General features: G+C 60.7%; 19 protein-coding genes, 1 tRNA gene and 1 pseudogene. 10 read left to right on the forward strand and 11 right to left on the reverse strand.

The genetic code is table 11. The annotated features are described in order from the left end of the window. Positions 1 to 91: 91 nt before the first annotated feature. The 5 genes from RlegSU303_RS20920 to eat all read left to right on the forward strand — a co-directional run bounded on the left by RlegSU303_RS20920 (position 92) and on the right by eat (position 5,555). Positions 92 to 1,255 carry a M20 aminoacylase family protein gene (locus tag RlegSU303_RS20920; RefSeq protein ID WP_131619931.1) on the forward strand — a complete coding sequence of 388 codons (1,164 nt, stop codon included), beginning with the start codon at positions 92 to 94 and terminating at the stop codon, positions 1,253 to 1,255. A gap of 54 nt (positions 1,256 to 1,309) precedes the next feature. Beyond that, positions 1,310 to 1,386: transfer RNA gene (locus RlegSU303_RS20925), tRNA-Arg, on the forward strand. A gap of 635 nt (positions 1,387 to 2,021) precedes the next feature. Then, a complete protein-coding gene (locus RlegSU303_RS20930; RefSeq protein ID WP_131720012.1) occupies positions 2,022 to 3,419 on the forward strand; it encodes an ethanolamine ammonia-lyase subunit EutB in 1,398 nt (465 codons plus the stop codon). After that, positions 3,416 to 4,162, forward strand: coding sequence for an ethanolamine ammonia-lyase subunit EutC (gene eutC, locus RlegSU303_RS20935; RefSeq protein WP_131720011.1), 747 nt, complete (start codon positions 3,416 to 3,418; stop codon positions 4,160 to 4,162). The genes RlegSU303_RS20930 and eutC overlap by 4 nt, the downstream gene beginning before the upstream one ends. Before the next feature lie 28 nt (positions 4,163 to 4,190). After that, positions 4,191 to 5,555: an ethanolamine permease gene (gene eat, locus RlegSU303_RS20940; protein WP_165504089.1), complete on the forward strand. Its 1,365-nt coding sequence runs from the start codon at positions 4,191 to 4,193 to the stop codon at positions 5,553 to 5,555. 154 nt (positions 5,556 to 5,709) lie between these two features. On the opposite strand, the gene RlegSU303_RS20945 is transcribed toward eat, so the two are convergent. Next, positions 5,710 to 6,228, reverse strand: coding sequence for a DUF2937 family protein (locus tag RlegSU303_RS20945; protein WP_131720010.1), 519 nt, complete (start codon positions 6,226 to 6,228; stop codon positions 5,710 to 5,712). A gap of 147 nt (positions 6,229 to 6,375) precedes the next feature. Between RlegSU303_RS20945 and RlegSU303_RS20950 the strand changes: the two are divergent. Next, positions 6,376 to 6,600 (forward strand): annotated as a pseudogene (locus RlegSU303_RS20950) (hypothetical protein). A gap of 109 nt (positions 6,601 to 6,709) precedes the next feature. Continuing rightward, positions 6,710 to 6,862, forward strand: a complete 153-nt coding sequence (locus tag RlegSU303_RS20955; RefSeq protein WP_017962331.1) for a hypothetical protein — start codon at positions 6,710 to 6,712, stop codon at positions 6,860 to 6,862. Between the two features lie 75 nt (positions 6,863 to 6,937). Here the strand turns inward: RlegSU303_RS20955 and RlegSU303_RS20960 are convergent, their stop codons facing one another. Next, positions 6,938 to 7,228, reverse strand: coding sequence for a BON domain-containing protein (locus tag RlegSU303_RS20960; RefSeq protein ID WP_026265482.1), 291 nt, complete (start codon positions 7,226 to 7,228; stop codon positions 6,938 to 6,940). A gap of 62 nt (positions 7,229 to 7,290) precedes the next feature. Next, complete coding sequence (locus RlegSU303_RS20965; RefSeq protein ID WP_131619935.1) at positions 7,291 to 7,941, reverse strand: hypothetical protein; 651 nt, start codon at positions 7,939 to 7,941, stop codon at positions 7,291 to 7,293. 399 nt (positions 7,942 to 8,340) lie between these two features. On the opposite strand from RlegSU303_RS20965, the gene dxr reads away from it, so the two are divergent. After that, positions 8,341 to 9,531: a 1-deoxy-D-xylulose-5-phosphate reductoisomerase gene (gene dxr, locus RlegSU303_RS20970; protein ID WP_131720009.1), complete on the forward strand. Its 1,191-nt coding sequence runs from the start codon at positions 8,341 to 8,343 to the stop codon at positions 9,529 to 9,531. A 160-nt stretch (positions 9,532 to 9,691) separates the two neighbouring features. Here dxr and RlegSU303_RS20975 read toward each other — a convergent pair whose 3' ends face one another. The 8 genes from RlegSU303_RS20975 to RlegSU303_RS21010 all read right to left on the reverse strand — a co-directional run bounded on the left by RlegSU303_RS20975 (position 9,692) and on the right by RlegSU303_RS21010 (position 18,660). After that, a complete protein-coding gene (locus RlegSU303_RS20975) occupies positions 9,692 to 10,765 on the reverse strand; it encodes an ABC transporter ATP-binding protein (RefSeq protein ID WP_181018133.1) in 1,074 nt (357 codons plus the stop codon). A gap of 24 nt (positions 10,766 to 10,789) precedes the next feature. Beyond that, positions 10,790 to 12,712 (reverse strand): glycoside hydrolase family 127 protein, encoded by a 1,923-nt coding sequence (locus RlegSU303_RS20980; protein WP_131720008.1) that lies wholly within the window; start codon positions 12,710 to 12,712, stop codon positions 10,790 to 10,792. A gap of 20 nt (positions 12,713 to 12,732) precedes the next feature. Next, positions 12,733 to 13,596, reverse strand: a complete 864-nt coding sequence (locus RlegSU303_RS20985) for a carbohydrate ABC transporter permease (RefSeq protein ID WP_011653757.1) — start codon at positions 13,594 to 13,596, stop codon at positions 12,733 to 12,735. Further along, a complete protein-coding gene (locus RlegSU303_RS20990; RefSeq protein ID WP_020486024.1) occupies positions 13,593 to 14,510 on the reverse strand; it encodes a carbohydrate ABC transporter permease in 918 nt (305 codons plus the stop codon). The genes RlegSU303_RS20985 and RlegSU303_RS20990 overlap by 4 nt, the downstream gene beginning before the upstream one ends. Positions 14,511 to 14,584: 74 nt before the next feature. Continuing rightward, positions 14,585 to 15,823: an ABC transporter substrate-binding protein gene (locus tag RlegSU303_RS20995; RefSeq protein WP_017962338.1), complete on the reverse strand. Its 1,239-nt coding sequence runs from the start codon at positions 15,821 to 15,823 to the stop codon at positions 14,585 to 14,587. A 40-nt stretch (positions 15,824 to 15,863) separates the two neighbouring features. Continuing rightward, positions 15,864 to 16,835, reverse strand: a complete 972-nt coding sequence (locus RlegSU303_RS21000; RefSeq protein ID WP_231283308.1) for a LacI family DNA-binding transcriptional regulator — start codon at positions 16,833 to 16,835, stop codon at positions 15,864 to 15,866. 374 nt (positions 16,836 to 17,209) lie between these two features. After that, entirely contained in the window at positions 17,210 to 18,424 is a 1,215-nt protein-coding gene (hemA, locus tag RlegSU303_RS21005) for a 5-aminolevulinate synthase (RefSeq protein ID WP_026158911.1), read from the reverse strand. 50 nt (positions 18,425 to 18,474) lie between these two features. Beyond that, positions 18,475 to 18,660: a hypothetical protein gene (locus tag RlegSU303_RS21010; protein ID WP_017962341.1), complete on the reverse strand. Its 186-nt coding sequence runs from the start codon at positions 18,658 to 18,660 to the stop codon at positions 18,475 to 18,477. Between the two features lie 90 nt (positions 18,661 to 18,750). On the opposite strand from RlegSU303_RS21010, the gene RlegSU303_RS21015 reads away from it, so the two are divergent. Both RlegSU303_RS21015 and RlegSU303_RS21020 read left to right on the forward strand, forming a co-directional pair. After that, positions 18,751 to 19,008, forward strand: a complete 258-nt coding sequence (locus RlegSU303_RS21015) for a YMGG-like glycine zipper-containing protein (RefSeq protein ID WP_003582726.1) — start codon at positions 18,751 to 18,753, stop codon at positions 19,006 to 19,008. Between the two features lie 169 nt (positions 19,009 to 19,177). Further along, a complete protein-coding gene (locus RlegSU303_RS21020) occupies positions 19,178 to 21,106 on the forward strand; it encodes an autotransporter assembly complex protein TamA (protein ID WP_205913541.1) in 1,929 nt (642 codons plus the stop codon). The last annotated feature ends 66 nt before the right edge of the window (positions 21,107 to 21,172 follow it).

A 21,172-nucleotide genomic window follows, 5' to 3' on the forward strand; every position in this document is an offset into this window, starting at 1 on the left:
TGGCAAAGGTCATTGACTAAGTAATTTCCACAGCCTCACACCCTTGTGATGCGATGAAAGATTGTCGAGATTTTATAACAGGAAAGCCGATATGCCGATTTTGAACAGAGCCGCGGAGTTGCAGGACGAGGTCGCCGAATGGCGTCGCCACATCCACGCCCGGCCGGAACTCCTCTTCGCTGTGGAAAATACGGCTGCCTTCGTCGCCGAAAAGCTCAAGGAATTCGGCGTCGACGAGATCGTCACCGGCATCGGCCGCACCGGTGTCGTCGGCCTGATCAAGGGCAAGGGCGAAGGCCGTCGCACGGTCGGTCTGCGCGCCGACATGGACGCCCTGCCGCTCACCGAAATCACCGGCAAGCCCTGGGCTTCGAAGACGCCGGGCAAGATGCATGCCTGTGGCCATGACGGCCACACCGCCATGCTGCTTGGCGCCGCGAAATACCTGGCCGAGACCCGCAACTTCAACGGCAATGTCGCGGTCATCTTCCAGCCGGCCGAAGAAGGCGGCGGCGGCGGCAATCTGATGGTCAAGGACGGCATGATGGAGCGCTTCGATATCGAAGAGGTCTACGGCATGCACAATCTGCCGGGCCTGCCTGTCGGCCAGTTCGCCACCCGCAAGGGCGCGATCATGGCGGCGACCGACGAATTCACCGTCACCATCAAGGGCCGCGGCGGCCACGCCGCCCAGCCGCATAAGACCATCGACCCGATCGCCATCGGCGCCCAGATCATCGCCAATCTGCAGATGATCGCCTCGCGCACCGCCGATCCGCTGCGCTCGGTCGTCGTCTCGGTGACCAAGTTCAATGCCGGTTTCGCCCATAACGTCATTCCGAACGATGCGACCTTCGCCGGTACGGTCCGCACCCTCGACCCCGAGGTGCGCACGCTCGCCGAGACGCGGTTCCGGCAGATCATCGAGGGCCTGGTCGCAGCCCACGGCGCCGAGGCCGAAATCAGCTTCCATCGCAATTATCCCGTCACCGTCAACCACCCCGATGAGACCGAGCATGCGGTCGCCACCGCCAGCGCCATCGCCGGCGAAGGCAACGTCAACGCCGAAATCGATCCGATGATGGGCGGCGAGGATTTCTCCTACATGCTGAACGCCCGCCCCGGCGCCTTCATCTTCATCGGCAACGGCGACAGCGCCGGCCTTCACAACCCGGCCTACGACTTCAACGACGAAGCCATCGCCCACGGCATCTCCTACTGGGTCCGCCTTGCCGAACAACGCCTCGGTCTCTAGTAACAATTAAGGCTTGGCTTCCCGCCAAGCCTTTTGTATGCATGGCGTGCAAGTGGTCCCGTAGCTCAGCAGGATAGAGCACCAGATTCCTAATCTGGGGGTCGCGCGTTCGAATCGCGCCGGGATCACCAGTCAATCAGATGGTTATCTCCCTCGACACAACGCACATTCCTGCAGACATGCAAGAACGCAATAATGATGTCATGAGAAACCGGCCTTTGACTGGCAGTAGCGAGGCCGAGTGTCGCGTTGAGGCCGCACGACCAAGCTCTTCGAGTCGAAGAAATTGGTGATCGATTAGACCCGTTCAACTGGCTAGTTTTTCAACATCGGCGTCGAGCCACGGTCAGTTCACTCGAAATTGGCGATCGCGCCTCGGCACAGATTGCCCCACCGAAAAAGCACTCGGGCCAGAACCACTGGATCACGACAATCAACGAATATTTTCGCAATCAGTGTTGAACCGAGCGCAAATATGCGCGCATCGGAGCACGTTATCGTAAGGTGGATACAACCACCCTAGCGAACTAACCACCCTAAATTGAAAGCAGTCTCTGCGAAAGCCGCGTCGCGTAAGCGGTCATGGTCCAGCCATGCTGAGCCTTTGGCACGGCTGCCTCGGTATCTTAGCCGACAAGAATGGCACGCTTCTTGCCTTGATTGGCCTGGGGCCGAGCAAATCTACTCGGCGGAAGCCTGGGAATGCCCACAAAAGGCGGACGAGTTCCCGGGCATCGAAAATAGGCTGATCGACGGCCAGGAGCAGATGACAACATATTCGATCGTTCTAGGACGCGAACGCCATGTCTTTCAGGATCTGAAATCGGTATTGGCTTGCGCTTCGCCGCTGAAATCAGGTGACGTGCTAGCCGGGATCGCGGCGTCAAGCAACGAGCGGCGGGTGGCCGCCCGCTACCTGCTCGCGGATATGCCTCTCAAAACTTTCCTGGAAGACCTCGTCATCCCATACGAGACCGACGAGGTCAGTCGGCTGATCGTCGACCGCCATGATTGGACGGCATTCGCGTCGGTATCTCATATGACGGTCGGTGAGTTTCGCGATTGGCTTCTCTCTTATGAGGCGACCTCCGAAAAACTGCTTGCCATCGCATCGGGCCTCACCCCCGAAATGGTCGCGGCGGTCTCCAAGATCATGCGCAACCATGACCTGATCACCGTCGCCGGCAAATGCAGGGTGGTCACGGCCTTTCGTTCCACGATCGGTCTGCCCGGCCGACTATCGAGCCGTCTTCAGCCCAATCATCCCACTGATGATCCTGAAGGCGTCGCCGGCTCGACGCTCGACGGACTTCTCTATGGGATCGGCGATGCGGTGATCGGCATCAACCCGGCGACCGACAATTTTGAGGCCTGCACAAGATTGATGATTCTTTTCGACCGGCTGCGCGAACGGTTCGAGATCCCGACCCAATCCTGCGTGTTGACCCATGTCACCACGTCAATCAAGGCGATTGAGGCTGGAGCGCCGCTCGACCTGGTGTTCCAGTCAATCGCCGGCTCGGAGGCTGCCAACAAGGGTTTCGGCGTCGATCTCGCCGTCCTCAGGGAAGGTCAGCAGGCAGCACTTTCCATGAAGCGCGGCACGGTCGGAAACAATGTCATGTATCTGGAGACCGGCCAGGGCAGCGCCCTCTCGGCCAACGCCCATCATGGTGTCGACGAACAGACGATTGAGACCCGGGCCTACGCCGTTGCACGTGAACTCAATCCATTGCTTGTCAATACGGTGGTCGGCTTCATTGGCCCCGAATATCTTTTCGACGCCAAACAAATTATCCGCGCCGGGCTCGAAGATCATTTCTGCGGCAAACTGCTTGGCGTGCCGATGGGGGTCGACGTCTGCTACACGAACCACGCCGAAGCGGACCAGGACGATATGGATAATCTGATGGTGTTGCTGACTGTCGCGGGCGTCAGCTTCCTCATCGCGGTGCCCGGCGCCGATGACGTCATGCTCAATTATCAGAGCCTTTCCTACCACGATATTGTCGGCCTCAGGCACCAGTTCAATCGTCCGCCCGCCCCGGAGTTCGAAGCCTGGCTTCATCGCATGGGCATGATTGATCACACGGGTCGTCTTGCGCCTGCCAGCGCCTCGGGCGCCTTTTCTCGCAATCTCTTGAGCTACAGGGCATCGGCATGACTCCCTTCGAACGAGATCCATTTGCGCGGTTCCGCAACGCCACACGCGCCCGAATTGGGCTTGGAAGGGCGGGCGACGCGTTGCCGACATCGGCAATTCTCGACTTCCAGCTTGCCCATGCCCGGGCGCGGGATGCCGTGCATGGTCAAGTGGATTTCGTCGCCCTTGCCAAGCAGCTTGCTCCCGTGCCGACGGTCCGGATTCGGTCTCGCGCCAAAGACCGTACGATCTATCTGGCACGCCCGGATCTCGGCCGTCAGACCAACGCAGCCGATCTGCCAGGCCCAGGCGATCGTTATGATATCGCCTTCATCATCGCAGACGGACTTTCAGCCTCGGCGGTCGAACACCACGCAGTGCCGCTGTTTAAGGCATGCATGAAGCGTCTTGGCAACTTCAGCGTCGCCCCGGTGATATTGGGCGAGCAGGCGCGAGTGGCATTTGGTGATGAGGCAGCGGCGGCGTTTGGCGCAGAAGTTGCCATCGTGCTGATTGGCGAGAGGCCGGGACTAAGCGTGCCTGACAGCCTCGGTGCCTACATCACGTTCCGCCCGCAATCGGGACGGCGTGATAGTGAGCGCAACTGCATTTCGAATATTCATGCAGACGGGCTCAGCTACGAGGTCGCAGCCGACAAGATCGTTTGGATTGTCCGGGAGGCGCTTCGCCTGCAGCTGACCGGTGTCGATCTCAAGGAAAACGCCGAAGGCGCCATAGAAGCGCTGCCACACCAAGAAGCATAAAGTTCAATTTAAAAAAAGGGGAACAATCATGTCAAATTCTCAACCGACGCTCGCCAAAAGCCTGACCGGGCTGCACTTATGGGGACTTGCCGTCGGCCTCGTCATCTCAGGCGAATATTTCGGCTGGAGCTATGGCTGGGCGGCGGCTGGCACACTCGGCTTCTTGATCACCACGATCCTGATTGCCGTCATGTACACCACCTTTATCTTTTCCTTCACGGAATTGACGACGGCCATTCCGCATGCCGGTGGCCCTTTTGCATATGCGCTCAGGGCTTTCGGCCCGCTCGGCGGCTTCGTTGCGGGCTTTGCGACATTGGTTGAATTCGTCTTCGCCCCTCCGGCCATCGCGCTGGCCATCGGCGCCTATCTCAATGTGCAGTTCCCGGGGCTCGATCCGAAAATGGCGGCTGTCGGCGCCTATATCATTTTCATGGCGCTCAATATCGTCGGAGTCACGATCGCGGCAACCTTCGAACTCCTCATCACCATTCTGGCGATTGCCGAACTGCTGATCTTTATGGGTGTCGTCGCGCCGGGCTTCTCTTTTGCCAATTTCGCGGCCAATGGCTGGGCTGGCGCCCCTGAATTCTCGGTCGGTGCCATTGGAGGCATCTTTGCCGCCATTCCATTTGCCATCTGGTTTTTCCTGGCGATCGAAGGCGCGGCGATGGCGGCTGAGGAGACCAAGAACCCCACCCGCACCGTTCCCATTGCCTATATTGCGGGTATTCTGACACTCGTCTTCCTCGCATTCGGCACCATGATCTTCGCCGGTGGCGTCGGCGACTGGCGCACGCTGTCCAATATCAACGATCCGCTACCGCAGGCGATGAAGGCGGTCGTGGGCGAATCCTCCGGTTGGCTGCATATGCTGGTCTGGATCGGCCTATTCGGCCTGATTGCTTCCTTTCACGGCATCATCATGGGCTATTCCAGGCAGATTTTTGCGCTGGGCCGCGCCGGCTACCTCCCGGAAGCCCTTGCAAAAATCCATCCGAAATTCCGCACGCCTTATCTCGCAGTCCTGGCAGGTGGCGCCGTCGGCATCGCAGCCATCTTTTCCGACAGCCTGATCCAGATCGGCGGTTTGCCGCTGACCGCCAATATTGTCACCATGTCGGTGTTCGGCGCGATCATCATGTACATCGTCTCGATGGCGTCGCTGTTTAAGCTGCGTCAGACCGAACCTGAACTCGCGCGACCCTTCAGGGCCTGGGGTTATCCCGTGGTGCCAGCCATTGCCCTCGGGCTCGCCCTCGTCGCGCTGGCAGCGATGATCTACTACAACTTCCTGATCTTTGTGATCTTCCTCGCGATGGGCGTGGTGGCATTCGGCATTTGGCGTTTGCTTTCAGGTGGCATCGCCAAGGAAGCGGCAGCGTCCACGTAACAAGGCTCTCTGGCCCGATCACCGGAAAGGCGCACGAACCGGTTCCGATCAATATCGACGCCCCCCTCCGAAGTGTGGCGGGGGGCATTTCAGCGCAAAGCTTGACTGATATCATTACGCTCCGGGGCCAGTGCCACGTTCGCCACCGATTGGTTCACCGCACCTGACGATGGACTCGCCGTGTCCTCGTGACCCGCCGCGCACCCAATCCCAGCAGCGCCGCGACAGCCCAGCCACTAACAAAACCAATCGCGCCCCAGACAAGACCGGCAAAGCTGACGGGCACGCCCGGCACGAAGTCGCGCCAGGTATTGGCGAAAACGACGTCATCCGCATTCCGTAGCAGCACGAACGGCTTGGCCACGGGGGCGGCAGTGCTGAGGTGGAGTTGCTGCGACAACAGCGTTTCGTAACGCGAGATCGTACTTTGCATCGAGACGCCGCGGTCGCGCAGGAAATCGTCGGACGATTGCGCATAGGTGTTCAGCGCCTGCTGGCGATCGAGATGGTGCTCGGCGGCCTGAGTATTGAAATCCTCGACGATGACCCGCAATTCGTCGATCGCCCCGCCGATCCGCTGGCGGTATTGCTGCGCAAATTCCGGTGCCTGCGAAAACACCGTGCCGCCGGCAAGCCCGGCGACGATGGTGATGATCCTTGCAATCGGTCCCATGCTCGATGCCTCCGGCTATCCCCAGCGCTAACGATCCGGCGCGTCAAAGGTTTCTGCCTTCGACACAATCGGTAACCCTATGTGATTGAACCGACGGCTTCCGGCGAGTTGATGCCGTGACCAACTCAGAAAAGAGAGGCGCTCGTCATGAAACGGTTTGTCCTTGCCTGCACGCTCGCTGCTGCGTCCATCTTTTCCGCAATGCCGTCCCAGGCGGCAAGTGTGACCATCACCACGGATGATGCGCGTCGGAACGGCCCTACTACCGCCATCACATGAGGGCGCCACGTTTCCCGCGATTGCTTCACCAAGACGGAAAAGATCCGCCGCCACGGCCACACGGTCATCAAGGAAACCCAGGTCCGCCGATAAGGCAATCCATCAGGAAAAGCCTGGCTGATCGGCCGGACTTTTCATCTGATCTCGACATCAGGAACTTCGCCATACCAGCCGCGTTTACCGCGAAACAGGAGTATTCATCATGCGTCTCAAGATGACTCTTTTGACAATCGCCTATGTCGCCGTCAGTGTCCTGCTGCTCGCCATCGCCTACCAGCCGCAGGGGTCGGGCGCCGCGCAGAAAACGGATCGTCTGGCCGGCTCGTCCTTCCTCGTCGAACGCTTCGCCGGTTGATCGGCGGCTTATAGGCGACAATGTGGAAACAGTTCTCGCCCGGCAAGCGCCGGGCTCGGAGCGGCCCGCCGCTGGTTAATGCGTACCGTCGAGCGACGATCCGCCGAGCAGGATTCGGTTCTGCACCGCATGCACACCCTCGACCGCCTTGGCGACCGCAGTTGCCCGTTCGATTTCGCCTACCGTGCCGACGGTGCCGCTCAACACGATCTGATCGTTCTCCATCGTCACCTCGACATCGGAGGCGTCGATGCCGCCGGCGATCGCCAGGGCATTGGCAACGGCCGCTTCGACCGATGCGCGATTGGCGATCTCGATCTCCATCTCGGGTTCGAGCCCGTGAAATGTCTGCTCCTTGAAAACCATGATCCGTTCCTCCGTGAAAGCCTCGTAGGAAACGCTGCTCAGCGGACTTTGGTTCACCACCGCTACCAGTTGACGCGATAGCGGAGATTGACGCTGCCCGCCTCACCTCCTGAAAATGGATTGCTGACCGAAGCATCGAGATTGAGGTTCGGCAGAATGGCCTGGCTGACCCCAACCGTGCTCGAGAAGTCGCCGCTCGCATTGCTGACGCCTGTCCCTGCCGAAAGCGCGGTTCCCGTCCAGGGATGAATCAGCTTCAGCGCCTGCGTTGCCGTTACCGAAGCCTGCCGGGCCTCGACCGCGTCATATTGCACGCTGATGGATCGGCTCGATTGCATGTCGAGCGAATCGGACAGGATCCAGCTGCGCGAGCGGCTGAGGGTTAGCGCGCCGCTGCCGCGCAGCGTATCGACGCTGACGCTGGCACCCCGCTCTGACCGGCCTGCCGGGGTAACGCTCGTCCTGGTGATCCTGCCCCAAAGCATTGCCTGTTCGGAATCGGGCAGCAGCGCTCCGCCTTTGGTCGAGGCCAGCGCGATGTCGGCGCCAGCGCTCGTTTCCCATTCCGCCGGCAGGCGAAAACCCACCGTCGCCTTGTAGGACCGGTCCGAAAGCTTGGCTGGCGACCAGATCAGCAGGTCGTCCGCCTTCGCTGCGGCTGTGAGCGAGGGTAGGATGGCGAAAAAGATGCATACTAATTTGAATGTCGTCATGAAGTTCAGAACGTTTTGACCTGTCACAGGGCTGCGGCGCGGAGTGGACGCAGCAGCGCATATGAAAGCGTTCGCGACGAACGCAATGAGATCACGGCCAAGCCGCGAAAGAGATCACGGCCAAGCCGTCCATCCCGGTTTCATCCTCGATTTAATGTATGGCCCAAAGGCCGGCGGCACCGAGTGCCTGTTCTTCGATGGACGCCACAGCGCCCCGACTTGCCATGCGACCGTCCGGCCGCGGCGGAAGCGATTCCGGCAGCAATGTTATAAGGATCACATCCGGCCGCCGCTCTGTAAACCCCTCAAGGGTTGAAATCTGCTGCACCGCACACTTGCCGCCCCCTCCAAAGCCTAGTAGAGCCTGAGCCTACGAGAGAAATTTTCGCGAAATTCTACATGATGACCGGCAAAAGCGCGCCGCGGCGCCTCAGCATCTTCGGTTCGACGGGTTCGATCGGCCAGAATACACTCAATGTCGTCGATCATCTGGGCGGACGGGAGAACTTCGAAATCTCCGTGCTGACCGGCAGCGGCAATGTCGAATTGTTGGCCCGGCAGGCGAAATCATCCGGCGCGCGGCTGGCGGTGACGGCAAACGACCGGCATTACGAATCACTGAAGAGCGCACTTTCCGGCACCGGCATCGCCGTCGCTTCGGGAAAATCCGGGCTGATGGAAGCCGCCGACCGCGAAGCTGACTGGGTGATGGCGGCAATCGTCGGTACTGCCGGCCTGGCGCCGACGCTTGCCGCGGCCCGCCGCGGCGCCGATATCGCCCTTGCCAACAAGGAATGCCTGGTATCGGCCGGCGATCTCTTCATCGCAGCGATCCGGGCGGGCGGCGGCAGGCTGCTTCCGGTCGACAGCGAGCACAACGCGATTTTCCAGGTGCTGGAAGAGAACCAGCGCCACGCCGTCGAGCGGGTCATCCTGACGGCGTCGGGTGGCCCCTTCCGCACCGCCTCGCTGCGTGACATGGCGGATGTGACGGTGGAAACCGCGCGCGCCCACCCGAACTGGTCGATGGGCTTGAAGATTTCGATCGACAGTGCCTCGATGTTCAACAAGGCGCTGGAGATGATCGAAGCCCGGCACCTTTTCGGCCTCAGGCCCGAACAGATCGAGGTCATTTTTCATCCGCAATCGATTATCCACTCCATGGTCGGCTATACCGATGGATCGGTGCTGGCGCAGCTCGGCGCGCCCGATATGCGCACCGCCATCGGTTATGCCCTATCCTTTCCGCGCCGGTCGAACCTGCCGGTCGAGCGGCTGGATTTCGCCAAGCTCGCCAGGCTGGATTTCGAGGCGCCGGATGAGGTGCGGTTTCCGGCGCTGCGGCTGGCGCGCCTGGCGATGACGCGCGGCGGTGTTCAGGGCGCGGTGCTGAACGGCGCCAAGGAAGTGGCGCTCGAAGCCTTCATCGAAGGGCAGCTCTCCTTCCTCGCCATGGCCGAGGTCACCGAGAGGGTCATGGATGACCTGGCCGGCCTGCCGCCGGCTGCCGGCATGGACGATGTCTTCGCCGCCGACAGGGAAGCCCGGCAAAGGGCGGCGGAACTCATGACACTCGCGATCGCCGAGTGAAGTTCAGACGGGCCGATCGCCGAGTGGTCGGCCGCCTGTGACCGTGACCGCCGCGATTAAAGCATGTCGCGCAAAAGTGTGCAGCGGTTTTGCGATAACGACATGTGTAAAAACAAAGAGCTAAAGCGCGAGGAGCGTATCTGAAAGATCGCGACGCGCTTTAGCGCAACCGGTTCCCACCCTCGTCGAACAACCGGCAATCCGACGGTTCAAACAGCAGGCTCACTTGCTCGCCCGCCGCGATACTGATCGGTGACCGATGCTCGACGGTCAGTGACTGGCCATCGGCAAGCTGGCAATAGAGGTATTGCGTTCCCCCGAGATATTCCGAAAAATCGACCCTGGCCGTCAGGCTGCCCGATAGATCGGAGGCCACCTTCAGATGCTCCGGCCGCAGGCCGAGCGTCACCGCGCCGCCAACCGGCCTGTCTGCCGGCGGCAGGCCGCTTTCGATCTGCCGGCCGGCGACTTCGACCATGCCTCCCGCACCCCAGCGGGCATTGAGCAGGTTCATCCTCGGCGAGCCGATGAAGCCCGCCACGAAGGTATTCGAGGGATTCTCGTAGATTTCCCGCGGCGTTCCCGCCTGTTCGACGCGGCCGTCGCGCAGCACGACGATCTTGTCAGCGAGCGTCATCGCCTCCGTCTGGTCGTGCGTGACATAGATCATCGTGTTGCCGAGTTCGCGGTGGAGGCGGGCGATCTCGATGCGCATCGAAACGCGCAGTTCCGCATCGAGATTGGACAACGGCTCGTCGAACAGGAAGACATCGGGCTTGCGCACGATCGCCCGGCCGATCGCCACGCGCTGCCGTTGGCCACCGGAAAGCTGTCCCGGCCGCCTGTCGAGAAGATGGTCGATTTTCAGGATTGCCGAGGCGGCCTCGACGCGCGTCTCTATCTCCGCAGCATTCGTGCGCGCCATCTTCAAGCCAAAGGCCAGATTGTCGCGCACGCTCATATGCGGATAGAGCGCGTAGGACTGAAAGACCATGGCGATGCCGCGCTCGGATGGATCGAGATCGGTGACGATACGTCCCTTGATCTCGACCTCCCCGTCGGTCACGTCCTCCAGGCCGGCGATCATGCGAAGAAGCGTCGATTTCCCGCAGCCGGAAGGGCCGACGAAGACGACGAATTCGCCCTCTGCGATCGTCAGGTCGATCCCGTGAACCACCTGCAGATTGCCATAGCTTTTTCGCACGTCCTGGAGCACGACGCTCTTGTTACCCATACCGTTCGTCATCCCCAAAAAGACCTATCTGTCCGACTGGACCCAGACGAGCATCTCTCCGGGCGCGCGGTTGTCCCAGAGATGATAGGGCACGAAACGCGCGGTGGCGACCTGCCTTTCGGCCGGCGCTTTGCGGTAGAGCGCTGTTCCCCAGTTCGATGTTTCCTCGTGCTCGACCTTGAGATCGATGGCGACGGCATCATTGAGATCCTTCAGCACGACAGTTTCGGCCGTGGAGAGCTCACGGGGCAGGACGATGGCATTGAGGTCTTCGCCATTGTCCGTTGTTTCCAGACAATAGACCAGCGGGCCGCGCATCAATGCGACGCGGCCGGCATCCTGGCGCACCTTCGGATTGGCATATTGGGGCCGAAGCGCCAGCGGCAGGTAGAGGGCGACGCGATCACCCGCGGCCCACTCACGATCGATCCTGGCATATCCGTCCCGCATATTGGCGTTGAGATCGAGCATTTCTCCATTGACGCTGAGAGTTGCGCCTTCGGCCCAGTCCGGAATGCGCAGCGACAGCGCAAACTTCGCCGGCTTCTCCAGCCTGGTGGTAAAGGCGACCGCACCCTCCCACGGATAGTTGGTGGTCTGCTCGAATTCCACCTCGGCGCCGTTGGCAAGCTTCAGCCGCGCGGTGCTCTCGCCATAGAGGTGCACGGCGATCTCGTTATCCGAAACGGCGTACATGTAGGAGCCGATCGAGGTCACCAGCCGGGCGATGTTGGGCGGGCAGCAGGGGCAATGGTGCCACTTCCACCGGTGGTGCTTGCCGGCACTTTCGAGCGGATTGTCGTAGAAGAATGTCTTGCCGTCGGTCGAAAGCCCCGGCAGCGCGCCATTGTAAAGCGCCTGCTCCATGATGTCGGCATAGCGCCGATCCGGACCGCGGCCGAGCATGCGGCTTGCCCAGAACACCAGGCCGACCGAGGCGCAGGTCTCCGCATAAGCGGTATCGTTCGGCAGATCGAAGTAATCGGTAAAGCCTTCGTTGGAGGCAGCCGGCCCGATGCCGCCGGTGATATACATCTGCTTGGTCGTCAGATCGTCCCAAAGCGTTTCCAGCGCTGCCGTCAGGCTATCGTCCTTGTATTCGGTGGCGATGTCGGCCATGCCCGAATAGAGGTACATGGCGCGCACGGCGTGGCCGACGACCTTTGTCTGCGCGCGCACCGGCTGGTGCGCTTGCGCGTATTCATAGGTTTTCTGGTGGTACTCGGAGACATCGCGCCCATCGCGGCTTGCCTCGGCGGTGAAGAAATGCGGTTCAGTGCCCCGTTCGTCGATGAAGTATTTCGATAGCTCGAGATATTTCTTCTCATCCGTCACGCGGGCGAGCTTGACCAGCGCCAGCTCGACTTCCTCGTGGCCGCAATAGCCTGGGATCTGCCCTTCGCCGCGACCGAAAATCTTGATCATGTAATCGGCATAGCGGCACATGATGTCGAGCAGCTTGCGTTTGCCGGTCGCCTGATAATAAGCGACCGCGGCTTCCATCAGGTGGCCGGCGCAATAGAGTTCATGGTGGTCGCGCAGATTGGTCCAGCGGCGCTTCGGCTCGACGCGCTGGAACCAGGCGTTCAGATAGCCGTCCTCGTCCTGCAGCTTCTCATACATGTCGATGATCTCGTCGGCGCGCGCTTCGAGCTTCGGGTTTGGCCGGCGATAGAGCGAATAGGCGATCGTTTCGATCGACTTGCCGAGGTCGGAATCCCAGAACATCTGCGTCGTCCCGCCCCATGGCTGAATGGGAATGACGACCCCCGGGCTCGGCTGGTCGACATCGATCGCCTTGAGCATGCCGGCCTCGACGCAGCGGTCGAGCAGGGTCTCGGCAGTGGAATTGCAGACGGCGTCCTGCCATTTGCCCCAGAAGCCGCCGAGCTCCACATCGGGAACGGCGACGGGACGAAACTGGCGGTCGTTGCTTGGTTTGGTCATGGGTTCCACTTTCTCTAAGATCATTTCACCGCGCCGGCCATCAGCCCGCGCATGTAGTAGCGTTGCAGAAGCAGGAAGACGATCAGGCAGGGGATCGTCATGACGACGACACCGGCCTGGACCGCTCCCCAGTTGATGGCGCCGAGCCGCCCGGCGCGAACCGCCGTCATCAGCACCGGCAGGGTGTATTTCTCATTGCTGGAGAGCAGCACGAGTGCGGCGAGGAACTCGTTCCAGGCATTGAGGAAGGCAAAGATCGCGACCGTCGCAACGCCGGGAAGCACCAGCGGCAGAAGAACCCGCACCAGGAGCCTGAGGTCGCGCGCGCCGTCGATCCGTGCGGCCTCTTCGATCTCCTTCGGCACGGCGTCGAAAGCGTTGCGCATCATGAACACCGAGAAGGGAAGTTGCAGCGTCACATAGACGAGCGTCAGCCCAAGCAGCGAATTGTTGAGGCCAAGCTTTGCCAGGATGATGAAGAGCGGCGTCAGGATCGATTGGAACGGGATCATCAGCGTCGCGATGATCAGCACGAAAAGCGCATTCTTCATCGGGAACCGGTAGCGCGAGAAGCCGTAGCCGGCGAGCAGGCTGACGGCGACGGTCAGCACCACGGTGGCGACCGAAACGAACAGCGAATTGATCATGTGCCGCCAGATGCCGGCGCCGAACGTGTCGAGCAGCGCGTAGGAATCGATGCTGACGCCGGATATCGGCCATGGCGGCAAGGGCGGCAGGCTGGCCTCCGTGCCATGCCGGAAGGACGACAACAGCGTGATCACGAAGGGGGCGAGAAAAAAGATCGATATGGCAATGCCGGTCAGATGATAGGCCGACTTCGTCCGGATGGCCTTGCGCGCGCGGCGTTCCCTTGAGGTGGTCATGGACGCTCCTCCCCGACGCGAAGCAGCCAAAGCTGCACGATGCTGATCGCCACCAGGATGGCGAGAAGCACGATCGACAGCGCTGCGCCATAACCGAGATTGAACGACACGAAAGACTGATTGAAGATGTAGTAGACCACCGAGATCATCTTGTTCTGCGGACCGCCTGACGTCATGATGTAGAACTGGTCGAAGGCGAGGATCGAGCCGGTGACGGAGACGATCAGCGCCAGCGCGATCGTCTTGCGCATCAACGGCAGCGTCAGATGCCGGAAACGCTGCCAGCGGCCGGCGCCGTCGATGCGGGCGGCCTCGGTCAGCTCGGACGGAATGGCCTGAAGCCCGGTCAGGAGAATGATCATGGTGAAGCCGGCGATCTTCCAGACGACCATCACCACGATCGTCAGAAAGGCGGTGTCGAAGGTCGCAAGCAGATTGGGGCTCTTTTCGACGAGGCCGAGCCCTCTCAAGGCCGGGCCGATGAAGCCGCTATCGACATTGGCGAGCCAGACCCACAGCAGCGAGGCTGTCGCAAGGCCGACCACGACGGGCAGGAAGATGATCGTCCGGTAGGCGCCGACGAACTGCCGTTCCTTTTCGACGAAGATCGCCAGCGGAAAGGCGATCGCGAAGATCGCGATGGTGACGATCACGGTATAATAGGCTGTGAAATTCAGCGCCGTCATGAAACGGGTATCGTTGGCCATGCGAAAATAATTGTTGAAACCGATCCAGCGTGACGCCCCCATCAGCGGCCAGTTATGCAGGCTCATCCATCCGGTAAAGAGAACCGGCATGATGAAGAAGACGATGACCAGCGCCATGGCCGGCGCGATGTAGACGAAGCCGCGCCAGTTCGATCGGCGCCGTCGCCTGCGCCGAGGCAATAGAATCTCTGAACCGGAACCGGTCATCAAAACGCTCCGCATCTGTCGGTGAAATTGGCCGGGAAGCTGCCACCGCTCCCCGGCCGCGGCCGAGGGAGAGTTTACTGGCCGCTATCGATGATCGATTGCATTTCCGATTGCGCACTCGAAAACGCGCCGTCGACGTCGTCGCCGAAGATCGCGGCGTTGGTAAAGCTGGCCCATGGCCCGTTGGCGCTGTTGATCAGGTCGTTGAACTGCAGCGTATAGGGTGTCTTGGCGACGCCAATCGCCTTCAGGCCGACCTGCATGCGTGGATCGAGGCCCTCAAGCACCTTGTCGGCGATATCGCCGCGCGTCGGCAGGCTGCCATACTTCGCCATGATCTTCTGGCCGTCCATCGAATACACATATTCGAGGAACTCCTTCACCGCGTCGATCTTCTTCGTGCCCTTGGTGATGACGAAGTTGTCGCCGCCGGCAAAGGACGAAGGCTTCCCGTCGACGCCAGGAATGAGGGTCACGCCAAAGTTGATATCGGGATGCTCGGTCACCAGCGTGCCGATGGCAAAGGCGCCAAGGCTCTGCTGGCCGATCTTGCCGTTGGTGAAGGTCAGGAAGTTCGCGCCGTTGTCGCTGGCGGCTCCCGCCGGCACGAGGTCCTTCTTGATCATGTTGCGGTAGATATCGACGGCCTTGCGCATCTGAGGCGTATCGAGCGTCGCCGTCTTGCTGTCGGCCGACAGGATATCGGCGCCCGCACCCCAGACCAGCGGCGTGAAGGTGAAGATCATGCAGCCGCCGCAGCCGCCGCCGGAGAAATAAAAGCCGTAGGTATCGTCACCCAGCGCCCGGATCTTCTCGGCATTGGCGGTGATTTCGTCCCAATTCGCCGGTGCCTTTTCCGGGTCGAGCCCGGCCTTCTTGTAGAGATCCTTGTTCCAGGCAAAGACGGAGGTCTCGACCGACAGCGGCAGTCCGTAGATCCGGTCCTGATAGGTGCCGAGGCGAACATGCGATGGCGAAAGAGAGTTGAAATAGGGCAGGGATTTTGCCCAGTCTGTCAGGTCTTCGAGCTGACCGGCCGCGGCAAAGGCCGGATTATAGATCAGATCCATCGACAGGGCGTCCGGCGCCTGTCCGCCGGCGATTGCCGTCGCATATTTCTGCACGAGTTCGGAGAACGGCACCTCGGTCATCACGACCTTGTTCTCGTGACCGGAATTATAGGCTTCGACGACCTTCTTGAAGGCGTCGCCGATCCCCGAGCGAACCCACATTTCGACATTTTCGGCAGCCGACGCGGCCGACACCAGACATAAGGTAGCGATGCTGGTCGCCGCCAAAAGACGCTTGATCATGACACTCCTCCCAATATGGCGCATCTCCTCGCGCCTTTGCTCATTCTCTTATTCTCATCCCCGGGGCTTTACCCCCGCATGACTGCCGGACGATCAGCCGGCACGGCAATTTCCTCACTCCCGGCTCGACAGGCCGTCCTTCCGCAAGCGCAAGCACCGTCAATCCGGCTTGCCGCCCGAGCTCCTTCAGTTCCATGTCCACCGTCGTCAGCGGCGGCCGCGTCTGGGCCGCGACAATCTCCCAATTGTCGAAGCCGATGACCGAGACGTCCTGCGGCACCTTGACGCCGCGCTCGCGCAACGCATCCACCGCACCGCGGGCGATCTGGTCATTGCCGCAGAAGAGTGCATCCGGTTTTTCTGCCGACCTCTTCCAAAGCTGATCGACCGCCTCATGCCCCCAGCTTTCCGACCAGACGCCGTAGAGCACCGGCTCGCGGTGACCGGCCACCTCGTGATAGGCGCCGGCACGTTCCCGCACCGAGAAGAAGTCCTGCGGCCCGGTGATGTGCGCAATCCGCCGCCGTCCGATCTTCACCAGCCATTCCACCGCCAGCCGCGCACCCTGTTCGTCGTCCGAACGGAAGGTGACACTGTTCTGCGTTCCCTCCGTGAATGCGTAGACGACAGGCACATGCAAATTCGAAAGATCGACGGGCAGGCGCCGATCCAGGCGTTTTCCCGTCGCGATGATGCCGTCGACCTGTTTGTCCAGCATCGCGTCGACATGGATCTGGGCGAGCGCCGGATCGTCTTCGATGGCGCACAGGAAGACCGAAACGCCGTGATCGACGAGAGCATCCGAGATGCCCGCCATGACAGGCAGCGTGAAACGGCCATAAGTGTCGTTCGTCAGCAGCCCGATGGTGAAGCTGCGCTTGCTGAGAAGACCTCTCGCCAGCGCATTCGGCCGGTAACCGATTTCGGTGGCGATCCGTTTCACCCGTTCGCGCGTTTCCGACCCCATCCGGCCGGTATCATTGAGGGCTTTCGACGCCGTCGAGATGCTCACCGCGGCAGCCGCCGCCACCTCGTGGATGGTGATCCTGCCTCTTTTTCCTCCCGATATGTTCAGAACGTCCCTCCTTCTGAAGTGATCTGAGAAAAGCTTTTACCAATCCTCATGTCAAGTGAGAAAAGGTTTTCTCATGCGACGCCATGGCTCGGATCGGCAAGGCCGTTTGCGGAGGGGCAAGCACAGGGAAAGATCAATGCGCATCGGTCAGGCCGATTGCGATGTGTCATCGGTGTTAAGACCAAAGAGCGGATGATCTTGGATGGGCAAGGGAGGTTTGCTGCAACGCCTTGCGGGAGCAAGACCGATCGCTGTCAAAGCCTCCAGTGGAGGCCCTGAATTACGGTTCGAACCGAGCGATCATCGAAAAATCAGGCGACGTGCCTTGCGAGCGCGCAACGCGACCAGAGCGAATGCAGCGCCTCGACCAGATGGGCGATATCGGCGTCGGAATGCAGCGGTGTCGGCGTGATGCGCAGGCGCTCAGTCTTCTTCGGCACTGTCGGATAGTTGATCGGCTGGACGTAGACGCCGCAATTGTCGAGCAGCAGATCGGAGATCCACTTGCACTTGGCCGCATCGCCGACCAGCACCGGCACGATATGGCTCGGATTGGGCATATGCGGAATGCCGCGCTGGTCGAGCAGCGCTCTCAGCTTGCGGACACGATCCTGATGGCGGGCGCGCTCGAACTGGCTGACCTTCAGGTGCTGGATCGAGGCAACGGCGCCGGCGGCAAGCGCCGGCGGCAACGCCGTGGTGAAGATGAAGCCCGACGCAAACGAGCGGATGAAATCGCAAAGCGCCGTCGAAGCGGCGATATAGCCGCCCATGACCCCAAAAGCCTTGCCGAGCGTGCCTTCGATGACGGTCAGACGGTCCATCAGCCCCTCGCGTTCGGCAATGCCGCCGCCGCGCGGGCCGTACATGCCGACGGCATGCACTTCGTCGAGATAGGTCATCGCGCCATATTGGTCGGCGAGGTCGCAGATCTCCCTGATCGGGGCGATATCGCCGTCCATCGAATAGACGCTCTCGAAGGCGATCAGCTTCGGCGCCTTCGGATCGGCGGCAGCGAGCTTGGCTTCGAGATCGGCCACGTCATTGTGCTTCCAGATCACCTTGTCGCACTTGGCGTGGCGGATGCCCTCGATCATCGAGGCATGGTTCATAGCGTCAGAGAAGATGATCAGCCCGGGAATCTTCGCACCGAGCGTGCCGAGTGCCGCCCAGTTGGAAACATAGCCTGATGTGAAGATCAGGGCCGCTTCCTTGCCGTGCAGATCGGCAAGCTCACGTTCGAGCACGACGTGGTGATGGTTGGTGCCAGAAATATTCCGGGTGCCTCCCGCACCCGCGCCACAGTGGTCGATGGCGTTCTTCATCGCCTCGATCACCTTGGGATGCTGGCCCATGCCGAGATAGTCGTTGGAGCACCAGACGGTAACTTCTTTTGCGCCATCGGCCGTATGGCGCGTCGCGCGCGGAAAATTGCCGCGGTGACGTTCGAGATCGGCAAAAACGCGGTAACGGCCCTCGGTGTGAAGCCCGTCCAGCTCGCTTTTAAAATACGCTTCGAAATCCATCATATGCTCCAGTATCACGCGACCGTTCTTGCTGACCGGACGTTCGCGCGTCAACCCTTGCCCTTTGCTTTTAACATCAACTGCGGCAAAAGGCGCAGAGTTTTGAATGATTCCAGATAAAGAATATGCGAGCCGCGATCAACGAAATTGATGTGGCAAGCATAATGGAAATTCGCGAAACCGCGCAGCTGGCGACAACATCCTGTATCGAAAAAAATCAGGACAGCAGTGGACAACCCTTTCTTCCGACATAGTTTTCGGTCTAGCCTGACAAAAAATAAAAGGGACGGCCTTTGCCCGCTGGGCAACAACCTCGGAGAGAAAAGATGAAGAAAGCTGTCATACTTGCATTGATCGGCCTGTCGATCGCAAGCTGCACACCGACGCAGCAGGGCGCCGGCATCGGCGCCGCATCAGGCGCCGTCATCGGCGGCGCAGTCACCGGCAACGTCCGTGGCGCGGCAGTCGGCGCCGCTATCGGCGGCGTGTCCGGCGCCCTCATCGGCAGCGTCGCCGAACAGCCCGGCCAGTGCTACTATCGCGACCGTTACGGCCGCCGCTACATCGATACCTGCCCGCGCTGAGAACGTTCAGGAACCGGCAGATTCAGGAAATCCCGGACACAGTTCCGGGATTTTTTGTGCTAAATTAGTGCGTTGGCAATTTAAAATGGTACACCCCGCGCGATTTTGTCGCTAAGCTGTTCACGGCTGGGCAACGAAGCTTCAATGTAGGCGTAACCAAAAGCGGCGGATGCGGATTAGAGGGACAGGTCCGAAAACAGGTACTGCGTATCGGCGAACAGGCACCATGATGGTGGTCGCAGCGGCAGCTGCGTTCTCACCGGTCCTGATCGGCGACGCTTACGCCTTCAAGCTTTTCGGCATCACCATTTTCGGCAAAGACGAAGATGAAGGCGAGCAGGTGCCCGATCCGGTGCGCTATCAGGTCGAGCTCAAGTCCGATACCGCCGATCCCGACCTCAAAGAAGCGCTGGAAAACAGTTCCCGTCTCGTCAGCGACCAGAAGCTCCCGGTTTCCGGCGATCTCGGCATCGTCGTCAAGGCGCGCGACGACCGTGAGCGGCTGATCGCCACTCTGTATGAAAAGGCCCGTTATGGCGGCCTGGTGACGATCACCATCGACGGCAAGAATATCGACGACCTGCCGCCCAACCCGACATTCGACCGATCCGGGCCGATCCCCGTCACCGTAGCCATTGCTCCCGGCCCCGTTTTCAAGGTCAGGGAGGTCCAGTTCGGCGGCGATGCCGCAAACCATAATCCCGCCGATTACGATCTCGCCCCGGGCGCTGAGGCCGGCTCGCTCGCGATCATCAGGGCCGGCGACAAGATCGTCGAACAATTGAAGAGCGAAGGCCGACCTTTCGCCAAGTTGACCGAACGCAAGGTGGTCGCCGATCACAACAGCGATACGGTCGATATCGTCCTTGCTGCCGAGGGAGGTCCCATCGCCCCGATCGGCGATGTCGGCGTCACCGGCGAGAAGACCGTCAAGCCAGCTTTCATCCAGCGTTATTCCCGGCTGAACAAGGGCGAAGCCTATTCCCCGGAAACGCTGAAGAAAGCCGGCGAGCGCCTTCGTGCCCTCGGCGTCTTTTCGAGCGTCACCATTCACCAAGGAGATGCGCTGGCATCGGACGGCACCTTGCCGATGACGATCGAAGTTTCCGAGGGCAAGAGGCGCTACTTCGGTGTCGGCGCGCAATATTCCACCACCGACGGCTTCGGTGTTCAGGGCTATTGGGGCCACCGCAACCTTTTTGGCGAAGCCGAAACGCTGAGGATCGAGGGAGCGGTCTCGCGGCTTGGGGAAACGACGGATGTCGGCAGCCTCGACTATTCCGCCGGCATCCTCTTCACCAAGCCCGGCGCCTTCTTCCCCGCCGCCACCCTGAAGGCCGGCATCGTCGCCAAGACCGAAAATCCGGATGCCTATAACGCCACACTCGTCACCGCCTCGCTCGGCCTTTCCTACGAACTGACCGACCAGGACACGATCTCCGCGAGCGGCGAAGTCAGCTGGGAGCGCGACGACGACGCCTTCGGCACGAACGACTATCTGACCTTCACCTTGCCGATCCAATATGATCGCGACGCACGCGACGACAAATTCAACCCGACGGAGGGTTATCGCGCGACGCTTTCGGCAAAGCCCGGCTACGAGATCTTCAACGCCACGCCCTATGCAGCATTCGAGGGCTCGATCTCCGGCTATCTGCCGTTCGGCCAGGAAGACGGCGTGGTGCTTGCCGGCAAGGTTGCCGCCGGCGTCCTGATCGGCGGCGACAGCATTGGGGACATTCCCGCCACGCAGCGCTTCTTTGCCGGTGGTGGCGGCTCCGTGCGCGGATACAGCTATCAGGAAATCTCGCCCTATAACGACAATGGCGATCCCACCGGCGGCCGCTCCTATGTGACCGGTTCGCTGGAGGCCCGCATCAAGATCACCGATACGATCGGCATCGTGCCCTTCATCGACGTCGGCACCGTATCGGACAGCACCTTTCCGGGTTTTTCCGATATCCGCGCCGGCGCCGGCGCCGGAATACGATATGCAACGCCTTTCGGCCCGCTGCGGCTTGATTTTGCCATGCCGCTGAACAAGTACGAAGATGGCACAGATTACGGAATCTACGCCGGCATCGGCCAATCCTTCTAGGATTGCCGATTCCGCTCGTGTTTTCCGATCTGTGAGCCGTCATGAAAACGGGGTAGTGTCCGCGCC

It is taken from the genome of Rhizobium sp. SU303 (genome assembly GCF_021052345.1).
In the GTDB taxonomy this organism is placed as follows: domain Bacteria; phylum Pseudomonadota; class Alphaproteobacteria; order Rhizobiales; family Rhizobiaceae; genus Rhizobium; species Rhizobium laguerreae.

What these genes read in the sequence shown, in the direction of transcription:
- RlegSU303_RS20945 (WP_131720010.1), bottom strand. Translation starts at nt 6,228, where the DNA reads ATGGGACCGATTGCAAGGATCATCACCATCGTCGCCGGGCTTGCCGGC.
- RlegSU303_RS20995 (WP_017962338.1), bottom strand. Translation starts at nt 15,823, where the DNA reads ATGATCAAGCGTCTTTTGGCGGCGACCAGCATCGCTACCTTATGTCTG.
- RlegSU303_RS20965 (WP_131619935.1), bottom strand. Translation starts at nt 7,941, where the DNA reads ATGACGACATTCAAATTAGTATGCATCTTTTTCGCCATCCTACCCTCG.
- RlegSU303_RS20930 (WP_131720012.1), top strand. Translation starts at nt 2,022, where the DNA reads ATGACAACATATTCGATCGTTCTAGGACGCGAACGCCATGTCTTTCAG.
- RlegSU303_RS20960 (WP_026265482.1), bottom strand. Translation starts at nt 7,228, where the DNA reads ATGGTTTTCAAGGAGCAGACATTTCACGGGCTCGAACCCGAGATGGAG.
- RlegSU303_RS21015 (WP_003582726.1), top strand. Translation starts at nt 18,751, where the DNA reads ATGAAGAAAGCTGTCATACTTGCATTGATCGGCCTGTCGATCGCAAGC.
- RlegSU303_RS20985 (WP_011653757.1), bottom strand. Translation starts at nt 13,596, where the DNA reads ATGACCACCTCAAGGGAACGCCGCGCGCGCAAGGCCATCCGGACGAAG.
- dxr (WP_131720009.1), top strand. Translation starts at nt 8,341, where the DNA reads ATGATGACCGGCAAAAGCGCGCCGCGGCGCCTCAGCATCTTCGGTTCG.
- RlegSU303_RS21020 (WP_205913541.1), top strand. Translation starts at nt 19,178, where the DNA reads ATGCGGATTAGAGGGACAGGTCCGAAAACAGGTACTGCGTATCGGCGA.
- RlegSU303_RS20975 (WP_181018133.1), bottom strand. Translation starts at nt 10,765, where the DNA reads ATGGGTAACAAGAGCGTCGTGCTCCAGGACGTGCGAAAAAGCTATGGC.
- RlegSU303_RS20990 (WP_020486024.1), bottom strand. Translation starts at nt 14,510, where the DNA reads ATGACCGGTTCCGGTTCAGAGATTCTATTGCCTCGGCGCAGGCGACGG.
- hemA (WP_026158911.1), bottom strand. Translation starts at nt 18,424, where the DNA reads ATGGATTTCGAAGCGTATTTTAAAAGCGAGCTGGACGGGCTTCACACC.
- RlegSU303_RS20955 (WP_017962331.1), top strand. Translation starts at nt 6,710, where the DNA reads ATGCGTCTCAAGATGACTCTTTTGACAATCGCCTATGTCGCCGTCAGT.
- eat (WP_165504089.1), top strand. Translation starts at nt 4,191, where the DNA reads ATGTCAAATTCTCAACCGACGCTCGCCAAAAGCCTGACCGGGCTGCAC.
- eutC (WP_131720011.1), top strand. Translation starts at nt 3,416, where the DNA reads ATGACTCCCTTCGAACGAGATCCATTTGCGCGGTTCCGCAACGCCACA.
- RlegSU303_RS20920 (WP_131619931.1), top strand. Translation starts at nt 92, where the DNA reads ATGCCGATTTTGAACAGAGCCGCGGAGTTGCAGGACGAGGTCGCCGAA.
- RlegSU303_RS20980 (WP_131720008.1), bottom strand. Translation starts at nt 12,712, where the DNA reads ATGACCAAACCAAGCAACGACCGCCAGTTTCGTCCCGTCGCCGTTCCC.